This is a genomic window from Niallia sp. NCCP-28 (genome assembly GCF_023168165.1).
Lineage (GTDB): Bacteria > Bacillota > Bacilli > Bacillales > Cytobacillaceae > Niallia.
Window position 1 is genome coordinate 980473 of the sequence record NZ_BQYJ01000002.1, and the last position, 9350, is coordinate 989822.

Genomic DNA, 9350 nt, shown 5'->3' on the forward strand with positions numbered 1-9350 from the left:
AAGACTAGAAAAGAAAAAAAGCAGAATTATTTAACAAAAATTACTTGTTTTTTCTTTAGTTCATATAACAATACTGTTTCTTTATTATTTGTGAATTTTTTTCGACAATTTTCAACAAGTTGCCAAATTCTTAGTATTTACTTCAAAGAGTTTATAGCATATATTTTTTTGTAGTATAGTTAATAATGCTAGTTCGAAATCACCACAAATTCTTTATGATATTTTAAGCATAAAGGTATATAATAAGGAAAGATTTGCGTATTTTTATATGATTTTTCTAAAATAGGACTAATGACTTATTAAAATTATCCTTATGTCCATAGACAACTTATTCCAAAATCATTACAATAAAAGACATCGTGTTCTTTTTTCGTCATAAAAATGCAATATTCTACAAAGGTATTGTAATTATTAATTTTGAGGTGTTCCATGAAACTTTTCTCAGATACAATCTCTACACTTGAAAACGCCATTAACTATTCTAATACAAAACAAAAAGTAATTGCACAAAATATTGCAAATGTAGATACTCCAAATTATAAAGCAAAGGATGTTACCTTCAAAGAATCTTTATCCAATGCTATTGAAGCAACTAAAACTAATGCAAGACATATTGACTTTACAGGCACCAATACCACAGGAAGTTCGAGTATTGTAACGAAATCCAATTCTGTCTATAATAACAGCGGAAATAGCGTGGATGTTGATAAGGAAATGACGGAGCTTGCGACAAATCAAATTTACTATAATGCTTTAATAGATAGAATTAGCGGCAAATTCACTTCTTTAGAAAATGTCATTAAAGGAGGCAGATAATATGTCCATATTTCAAGGTATTAATACAACTGGATCTGCTTTGACTGCTCAGCGATTAAGGATGGATGTCATTTCTTCCAATATGGCAAATGCAGATTCCACGAGAGGGAAACTTGTGGACGGAGAATGGGTGCCGTACAAAAGAAAATCAGTTGTTCTTCAAGCGCAAGAAGGCAATACATTTGCTTCCCATTTAAATGCTGCAAAAAGTGTTGGAGATGGTGTAAAAGTATCCAAAATTGTCGAAGATGAGACGCCATTTGAGCTAGTATATGATCCAGATAATGCAGATGCCAATGAAGATGGTTATGTAGAAATGCCAAATATTGATCCATTAAGGGAAATGGTCGATTTAATGAGTGCCTCCAGGTCATATGAAGCGAATATTACAGTATTAAATGCATCTAAAAGTATGCTGATGAAAACATTAGAAATAGGCAAATAGGGAGAGAAACTAAATGGCTTCAATTAATTTTCCGGCGGTATCCAACATATTGCCAACCACAAATGCAAATACAGCAGCTGTGAGTAAAACTGCTTCTGATTCAAGCAAAAGCTTTTCAACGTTTTTAAAAGATTCTCTTAACAAAGTAAATCAAGCTCAAAATGAGTCAGATAGCTTAACGACTAAGTTGGCTAAAGGAGAGAATGTCGACTTATCACAAGTGATGATTGCTTCACAAAAGGCAAGTATTACGATGCAGGCAACAATTGAAATCCGTAATAAAGCAGTAGAAGCATACCAGGAAATGATGAGAATGACAGTTTAATAAATTAAGCGGTTATTAGCTTATAATCTTATAGTAACCGGGGGAAAAGAATGAAAGAGAATATTCAAAGGTTTTTAAATCCATTAAAAATGTATTGGGGTAATCGCACCAAAATGCAAAAAACGATGCTCATTTCAAGCATCGTTTTGCTAATCGGCATTATTGCAGCGTCGGTTTTCTTTTTTTCAAGAGAAAAATTAGTGCCGTTATACAGCAATTTATCTCCTTCTGAAACAGGAACGATTAAAGAGAGCTTAGATGGCAGAGGGATTACATCAGAAATATCTGATGGCGGAAAAACAATCAGTGTTCCGGAAGAAGTCGTAGATACGCTAAAAGTTGAGCTTGCAGCAGAAGGCATTCCGAAATCTGGAAGTATTGATTATTCCTTTTTTAGTGAAAATGCAAGTTTTGGAATGACAGATAATGAATTTAATGTGCTGAAATTAGATGCTTTGCAAACAGAAATCGCTAATTTAATGAAAGGCATCGATGGAATAAATGATGCCAAAGTTGTTATTACATTGCCAAAAGAAGGCGTGTTTGTTTCCGATGAAAATGGAGAAGCATCTGCTTCTATTGTATTAAATACAAAAGCAGGCTATAACTTCTCCGAAAGTCAAATAAAAGGGTTATATACACTCGTGTCCAAAAGTGTACCAAACCTTCCTACAGATAATATCGTCATAACCAACCAAAACTTTGAGTATTTTGATTTAAATTCTTCAACAAATTCTGCATCTGATACTTTTACTGCTCAGAATAACGTAAAGAAACAAATAGAACGAGATATTCAAAGACAGGTTCAAACTATGTTAGGAACATTGATGGGGCAAAATAAAGTAATGGTTTCTGTTACTGCTGATATTGATTTTACCCAAGAAAATAGAGAAGAAAACCTTGTATCGCCAGTAGATGAAGAAAATATGGAAGGAATTGCTGTAAGTGCACAAAAACTTTCGGAAACATATTCAGGTGATAATGCTGCTGCAGAAGGTGTAGCACAAGCGGAGGAAGACGCTGATACAACTACCTATAATACAGATACGGCGACGGGATCAGGCGGAGAATCGGAAAAAACGGAAGATACAATCAACTATGAAGTAAACCGTATTAAAAAACAAATTGTGGAAAGTCCGTACAAAGTGCGCGACCTAGGCATTCAAGTAATGGTAGAGCCGCCTGATGCTAATGATACAGCATCGCTTCCGCAAGAAAGTGTTGATCAAATCAACAATATTTTAGGTACAATTATTCGAACGTCTATTGATAAATCATCTGTAGATGGTCAAATCTCAGATGAAGATCTGCAGAATAAAATTGCTGTTTCTGTTCAGAAGTTTAATGGAAAAACAGAAACCCAGGCTCAAAATGCAGGCAGCATGATTCCTTGGTGGGTGTATGTTGTTGGCGGTGTGCTACTTGCAATTATTGCTCTATTAATCTTCTTATTTATTAGAGCTCGCAAAAAACAGATGCCGGTAGAAGAAGTAGAAGAAATTATCGAGCCTATAACGATACCTGATGTAAATGAAGAAAAAGAATCAGAAGGTACGCTTCGAAGAAAACAATTAGAAAAAATGGCAAAAGAGAAGCCGGAAGATTTTGCCAAACTTTTGCGTACATGGATCACAGAAGATTAAGGAGAGTAGACAAATGGCAAAACGAGATACAAAAGAGTTAACGGGGAAACAAAAAGCAGCTATTCTTCTTATATCACTGGGACCAGACGTAGCTGCGTCCATTTATAAGCATTTGGGTGAAGAAGAGATAGAACAGCTTTCTTTAGAAATATCCGGAATAAAAAAAGTGGAATTTTCAGCAAAGGATGAAGTGATAGAGGAGTTTCATAACATTGCTCTTGCCCAAGACTATATAACACAAGGCGGGATTGGTTATGCCAAAACTGTTCTTGAAAAAGCTGTTGGCTCAGAACGAGCAACTATTATCTTAAATCGCTTAACAACAAGTCTGCAAGTAAGGCCATTTGATTTTGCTCGAAAAGCAGATCCAAATCAGATATTAAATTTTATTCAGAATGAGCATCCGCAAACGATTGCACTGATACTTTCTTATTTAGATCCATCCCAAGCTGGGCAAATATTGTCAGAATTGCCGCAAGAAATGCAAGCAGATATTGCTAAAAGGATTGCTGTAATGGACAGCACTTCACCGGAAATCATTAATGAAGTAGAGCAAGTGCTAGAAAGAAAACTATCAAGCACTGTAACTCAAGATCAAACGCAAACTGGTGGAATTGAAGCTGTTGTTGAGGTATTAAATGGCGTAGACCGAACGACAGAACGTACGATATTAGATGCCTTAGAAATTCAAGATCCTGAATTGGCAGAAGAAATTAAGAAAAGAATGTTTGTATTTGAAGATATTGTGACATTGGATAATCGGGCAATCCAGCGCATTATCCGGGATTGTGAAAATGAAGATTTGCTTCTTTCATTAAAAGTCTCTAGTGAAGAAGTAAAAGAAGTTGTGTACAGCAATATGTCTACAAGAATGGTGGAATCTTTTAAAGAAGAAATGGAATTTATGGGTCCAGTTAAGCTGAAAGATGTGGAAGAAGCGCAATCTCGAATTGTCGCGATTATTCGCCGATTAGAAGATGCTGGGGAAATCGTCGTAGCACGTGGCGGAGGAGATGATATTATTGTCTAGGTTAATCAAGTCAAATTGGGCTAGCCAAAAACAAACAGAAGAAAAAGTCATTTCCATTAAATATATGAATTCTTTAAAAGAAATGGATATTATTTCAGATGAAGAACATTCTAAAATAATCGAGCAAGCGAACGAAGAAGCAAACTCAATCTTAATGCAAGCATATGAACAAATCGAACAAGAAAAACAGCAGCTGCAAATTGAAAAGCAAAATTGGCAAGAAGAAAAAATGCAGCTAATAGAAGAAGCGAAGCAGGACGGATATAATGTTGGTTTAAAAGAAGGCAGAACGATGGGCTATCAAGAATATGGAGAGCATATTCAAATGGCAAAAGATGTTATTGAACTTTCCAAAAATGATTATCAAAGCTATTTGGCTTCTGCTGAAAAGACCATTTTAGATCTTGCAATAAGAGCTGCTGAAAAAATTATGAATAGCAAAATTGAACAAGATAAATCATATTTCTTAAATGTGGTAAAAAAAGTGCTGCAAGAAGGCCAGGGAATAAAAGAGGTGCAGCTTCATATTCATCCCGTGCATTATCAATATGTTTTATCAGAAAAAGAAGAGTTATTAAGTTTATTTCCGATTCAGCCTAATTTATTTATCTTTCCAAATACAGGGATATCAGAAAATGGTTGTGTAATAGAAACTAATAATGGAAGAATAGATGCGACAGTCGATACACAATTAAAGATGCTAAAACAAAAACTATTAGATTTATTGGAGAGTGAACAAGAGGAATGAAAGCTTCTGAACTCCTTTCTACAATAGATGCAATCGATTCATACAAACGTTATGGCAGAGTAAAAAAAGTGATTGGATTAATGATTGAATCACAAGGTCCTGAAAGTTCCATTGGGGATGTGTGTCTGATTCATATCGGCACAAAAAATAAACGTGTGATAAAAGCCGAAGTAGTTGGGTTTAAAGAAGAAAATATTATTTTAATGCCCTACACAACCGTTAACGATATTTCACCAGGGTGTTTAGTAGAAGGTACGTCTGATCCATTAGAGATAAAAGTAGGTGCAGCATTAATTGGAAGTGTTCTTGATTCATTAGGCAATCCATTAGATGGATCTTCTTTGCCAAAAGGGCTAAAGTCAGTGCCGATTGAACAAGAGCCGCCCAACCCGCTTAGCAGACCACCGATATCTGCTTCCATGGAAATGGGTGTCCGGCTAATCGATGGTTTGTTGACTGTTGGAACCGGACAGCGCCTTGGCATATTTGCCGGCAGTGGTGTTGGGAAAAGTACATTGCTTGGGATGATTGCAAGAAATACGAAAGCAGATTTAAATGTCATAGCTCTTATAGGGGAACGGGGCAGAGAAGTCAGGGAATTTATTGAACGGGATTTAGGTCCAGAGGGGCTAAAAAGATCTATTGTCGTAGTGGCAACATCGGATACTCCCGCTTTAATGAGAATCAAGGGTGCCTATACAGCGACGGCAATTGCAGAATATTTTCGCGATAAAGGCTTAAATGTTATGCTGATGATGGATTCTGTTACCCGTGTCGCTATGGCGCAAAGAGAAGTGGGGCTTGCGATTGGGGAACCGCCGACCACAAAAGGGTACACACCATCTGTTTTTGCCATCTTGCCGAAACTATTAGAACGTACGGGAACAAATGAATTTGGAAGCATCACGGCCATTTATACAGTATTGGTAGATGGGGATGATATGAATGAACCGATTGCTGATACTGTGCGTGGCATTTTGGACGGGCATTATGTTTTAGACAGGGAACTTGCTAATAAAGGGCAATATCCAGCTGTTAATGTTCTAAAAAGTGTCAGCAGGGTAATGAATCATATTGTATCAAAAGAACATATTCGGGCAGCAGAGAAATTAAGAGACTATTTAAGCACCTATATCAATTCAGAAGATTTGATAAATATCGGTGCTTACAAAAAAGGATCTTCAAAAGAAATTGATACTGCTATTCAATTATATCCAGCGATTATTTCATATTTGAAACAAGCTACCGATGAAAAAATATCTATGGAGGAAACTTTTCATTCCTTAGTGTCATTAATAGGAACAGGTGACTAATGTTATGACATACAAATATAAATTTGAAAAAATTTTGACCATAAAAGAAAGAGAAAAAGAGGAAGTAAGCACCACATACAATCAGTCGGTAAAACGATTTGAAGAGGCTGCTGAAAAATTGTACGAAGTATTAAAAAAGAAAGAAGATCTTGAACAATTGCAGCTAGAAAAGTTAACGATGGGCCTTTCTGTTCGCGAAATAAGACACCATCAACGTTTTGTGGGGAATTTAGAAAAAACGATTGAACATAACCAGAAAATGGTGGTTAATGCCAGGAATACAATGAGCTTTTATCAAGAAAAGCTGGTGGAAAAAAATTTAGAGGTTAAAAAATATATAAAAATAAAAGAAAAAGACTTTACCAAATTCATAGAATTGGAAAAAGCATTGGAAGCAAAACAAATGGATGATATTTCCCTTCAAGTATATATGCAACCAGGAAAGCTAGGTGGCTAATATGGATAATTTAGAAGAAGAACAAAAGAAAAATTTTAATATTCTTCAGCGAATTCTATTAGTAGTGATTATTCCAATCTTATTTGCAATTGTTGTTGTTTTATTGTTGTTTATTTATTCAGGGGTAGATGTGATGAATAAAGGAAAAGATTTAATAGATGATATTCCCTTTTTAACATCAGAAAAAACATCAACGGAAACTAATACAAGTGAACAAACAAAAAAGGATGCAGAATCAATAAAAAAGCTCGAGGCTAAAATTGCAGAACAAGAAGAGACAATCGCTAATTTGCAAACAGAAATAGACAATAAAGACAAAATTAATAAAAACATAACGGTAGAAAGAGAAAAACTGCAAAAAGAACTGGATGCCCTAAAAAGCGAACAAACGCAAACACAAACAGCTTTTGATGATATTGTGAAAACTTATGAAACAATGTCAGCCAAAAATGCTGCAGTCATTATTTCAGAGATGGGGCAAAGTGAGGGATTGAAAATTTTGGCATCTGTTAAACCTGCCAAACTTGCGTCGATATTAGAGAAAATGGAACCTGCCGTTGCATCAAAATATACTGAATTATTATCTAGTAATTCTTTAAACGGCCAAGGATCAACTAGCAGTTCAACAGGAGATGACGCAGATAATGAATAAGCAGCTAAAGACCCCAAAAGCTAAAGGGAAGGGGGTGAAAGAATGAAAATTGGCGAATTTGGATGGATGCCGGGAAATTCAATAGAATCCACAAAATTAACAGCTGCTTCTAATCGTTTTCAGGCATTTTTTCAATCATTAGCAAAAAGCGATACAGTTGTTCCAGTGCAACTTCCTGAAAAGGTCAGCGATGGGGCTGTTTCAAAAGCATCATTACAGGATTTGTTCAAAGTATTGTCAAACAATAATGTGGAAAAGCTAGAAGCTGTTTCTTCTACGGCTGATTTAGAAGGAGAAAAGGCGGATCCTATTAATATCATTCATGCGATATTAAATAAGTGGGATCTAGATTCGGAACTGAACGAAAATACGCTTCATCAGATGGCTGAAAAAGTAGAAAGGGCATTTTCCACAGTAGAAAAGCAATTGTTTCATTTTATTCACTCTTTTAGTTTTGATGAGCCGACTGAAAATATGTTTGCAGAAACCTCATTGCCAGATCTTGTGCATGCATTAAAGGGAATTCAATTAGCTGGAGCAGAAACATCCTTGTTGCAAAGTCAACACAAAGTTAATGAAACTGTTGATGCATTAGCTAATCTAGTCAGTCAATTAATAAATCAAACGAGCATGGCAGCTGAAAGCCATGAGAATAGCAGCAATGCAGATACAGCGGCGGATTCTATGAGGGAAAAAAATCCAATCATGCAAAAATTAGATCAATCAGAAATAGAGGGAGATATCCATCAAAAGACTAATGAAACAATAACTACTAAAGAAAATGGGGCAGTCATAGCAACGAGTGCAAAAGCACAGGCAGAAATAGCACCTGATAGTGTTTTGGCAACTAAAAAGGAGACCGAACAAACGCTCTCTCCAAAAACAAATGAATCAACTGCATCGAAGTTTGTAACTGATAAGGTGGAACAAACCAATCAAACAACTGCTGATATTTTAATGCAAAATAACGATTATTTGTTGAAAAATGGTGAAATAATTGCCGAAGATAATTTCTTTTATAATTCAATCTTTTTATCGAATGAGGAATTAGCAGGTCAAGCAGGTGAAGATGCTTTAGCTAATCAAAAAAAAATCAACACTATAACTGGTGAAAATAAACATGCATTTTTAAGCATTCAATCAGGACAGCAGCAAAAAAACGTGAGCATCATGGAAGAAAATATTTCTGATTTAGAGTTTGAAAAAGAATTAAATAAAATAAATTCTGACTTGTTATCATCTTTGCAAACTGAAAATAGAATCAGTCCACAAATGACAGCATCTGAATCTATTAAAAAATCAGCAGATTCACATGCGGAAAGTGTTCAAAATAAAAACGGCAAAGAAAGTGGCTTAAATGCAAATGCTTTCTCTACGGACTTTGTAGAAAACAGCGGATTAAATGAGAAAATAATCCATGGTGATAAAATGGCCGAACAGCTTGGGAAGGCACTAGATTCGAAGACTGATCAAGGGAAAACTCAAATAGAACATGGCAGAGATACATTTCCAGATACTATGTTTTTAGATGAAGCACATAGTGTTTTGGAATCATCTTTTAACTTAAATGAGAAAAATCAGCCTATTTCAAAAAAACACCTTGGGCTAATCAATCAATTGCCAAATCAAGGAGAAATAAATAATACAAGCAATTTATTTGTAAGCACACCTTCAGAAAAGCCAGAAGAGAATTCAGGCATTTTAATGGGTGCATTTAATAGAAAAGCGGATAGTCGATTAGTTCAAGAGCAAGAAGAGAAGGCGCCGAATCCACTTGCAGCTAATCCCTTTGGCAAAATAGGAACAAATGAAAGAACGTTTATGCCAGAAGGAACTGGACGAGGGAACCAAAGTGAGCAAAGGCCGAAGTTTATACAAGAAACCAATCCATTGATTCAAGAGCAAGAAGAGAAGGCCTCAG

The 9350-nt window shown here is 35.6% G+C and carries 10 protein-coding genes; all 10 read left to right on the top strand.

Translation table 11 applies throughout. From position 1 onward, the window contains the following. Positions 1 to 429 precede the first annotated feature (429 nt). Positions 430 to 816, top strand: coding sequence for a flagellar basal body rod protein FlgB (flgB, locus tag NCCP28_RS09225; RefSeq protein WP_248561083.1), 387 nt, complete (start codon positions 430 to 432; stop codon positions 814 to 816). Position 817: 1 nt separating this feature from the next. Beyond that, positions 818 to 1261, top strand: coding sequence for a flagellar basal body rod protein FlgC (gene flgC / locus NCCP28_RS09230; RefSeq protein WP_248561084.1), 444 nt, complete (start codon positions 818 to 820; stop codon positions 1259 to 1261). Positions 1262 to 1274: 13 nt separating this feature from the next. Then, on the top strand, positions 1275 to 1586 hold the full coding sequence (fliE, locus tag NCCP28_RS09235; protein ID WP_248561085.1) for a flagellar hook-basal body complex protein FliE: 312 nt from the start codon (positions 1275 to 1277) through the stop codon (positions 1584 to 1586). A 50-nt stretch (positions 1587 to 1636) separates the two neighbouring features. Further along, positions 1637 to 3229 (top strand): flagellar basal-body MS-ring/collar protein FliF, encoded by a 1593-nt coding sequence (gene fliF, locus NCCP28_RS09240; protein WP_248561086.1) that lies wholly within the window; start codon positions 1637 to 1639, stop codon positions 3227 to 3229. Positions 3230 to 3242: 13 nt separating this feature from the next. Next, positions 3243 to 4259, top strand: coding sequence for a flagellar motor switch protein FliG (fliG, locus tag NCCP28_RS09245; protein ID WP_248561087.1), 1017 nt, complete (start codon positions 3243 to 3245; stop codon positions 4257 to 4259). Next, positions 4252 to 5007, top strand: coding sequence for a flagellar assembly protein FliH (fliH, locus tag NCCP28_RS09250; protein WP_248561088.1), 756 nt, complete (start codon positions 4252 to 4254; stop codon positions 5005 to 5007). The genes fliG and fliH overlap by 8 nt, the downstream gene beginning before the upstream one ends. Continuing rightward, the gene (gene fliI / locus NCCP28_RS09255; protein ID WP_248561089.1) at positions 5004 to 6320 is read left to right on the top strand and encodes a flagellar protein export ATPase FliI; all 1317 of its coding nucleotides are present in this window, start codon (positions 5004 to 5006) and stop codon (positions 6318 to 6320) included. The genes fliH and fliI overlap by 4 nt, the downstream gene beginning before the upstream one ends. A gap of 4 nt (positions 6321 to 6324) precedes the next feature. After that, positions 6325 to 6777: a flagellar export protein FliJ gene (gene fliJ / locus NCCP28_RS09260; protein ID WP_248561090.1), complete on the top strand. Its 453-nt coding sequence runs from the start codon at positions 6325 to 6327 to the stop codon at positions 6775 to 6777. Position 6778: 1 nt separating this feature from the next. After that, positions 6779 to 7429 carry a MotE family protein gene (locus tag NCCP28_RS09265; protein WP_248561091.1) on the top strand — a complete coding sequence of 217 codons (651 nt, stop codon included), beginning with the start codon at positions 6779 to 6781 and terminating at the stop codon, positions 7427 to 7429. A 42-nt stretch (positions 7430 to 7471) separates the two neighbouring features. Further along, positions 7472 to 9350: hypothetical protein (locus NCCP28_RS09270; protein ID WP_248561092.1), on the top strand; the 1879-nt coding region annotated here is incomplete at its 3' end.

Bases quoted from the DNA above. Each gene is read 5' to 3' on its own strand.
- flgB (WP_248561083.1), top strand. From the start codon at position 430: ATGAAACTTTTCTCAGATACAATCTCTACACTTGAAAACGCCATTAAC.
- flgC (WP_248561084.1), top strand. From the start codon at position 818: ATGTCCATATTTCAAGGTATTAATACAACTGGATCTGCTTTGACTGCT.
- fliE (WP_248561085.1), top strand. From the start codon at position 1,275: ATGGCTTCAATTAATTTTCCGGCGGTATCCAACATATTGCCAACCACA.
- fliF (WP_248561086.1), top strand. From the start codon at position 1,637: ATGAAAGAGAATATTCAAAGGTTTTTAAATCCATTAAAAATGTATTGG.
- fliG (WP_248561087.1), top strand. From the start codon at position 3,243: ATGGCAAAACGAGATACAAAAGAGTTAACGGGGAAACAAAAAGCAGCT.
- fliI (WP_248561089.1), top strand. From the start codon at position 5,004: ATGAAAGCTTCTGAACTCCTTTCTACAATAGATGCAATCGATTCATAC.
- fliJ (WP_248561090.1), top strand. From the start codon at position 6,325: ATGACATACAAATATAAATTTGAAAAAATTTTGACCATAAAAGAAAGA.
- NCCP28_RS09265 (WP_248561091.1), top strand. From the start codon at position 6,779: ATGGATAATTTAGAAGAAGAACAAAAGAAAAATTTTAATATTCTTCAG.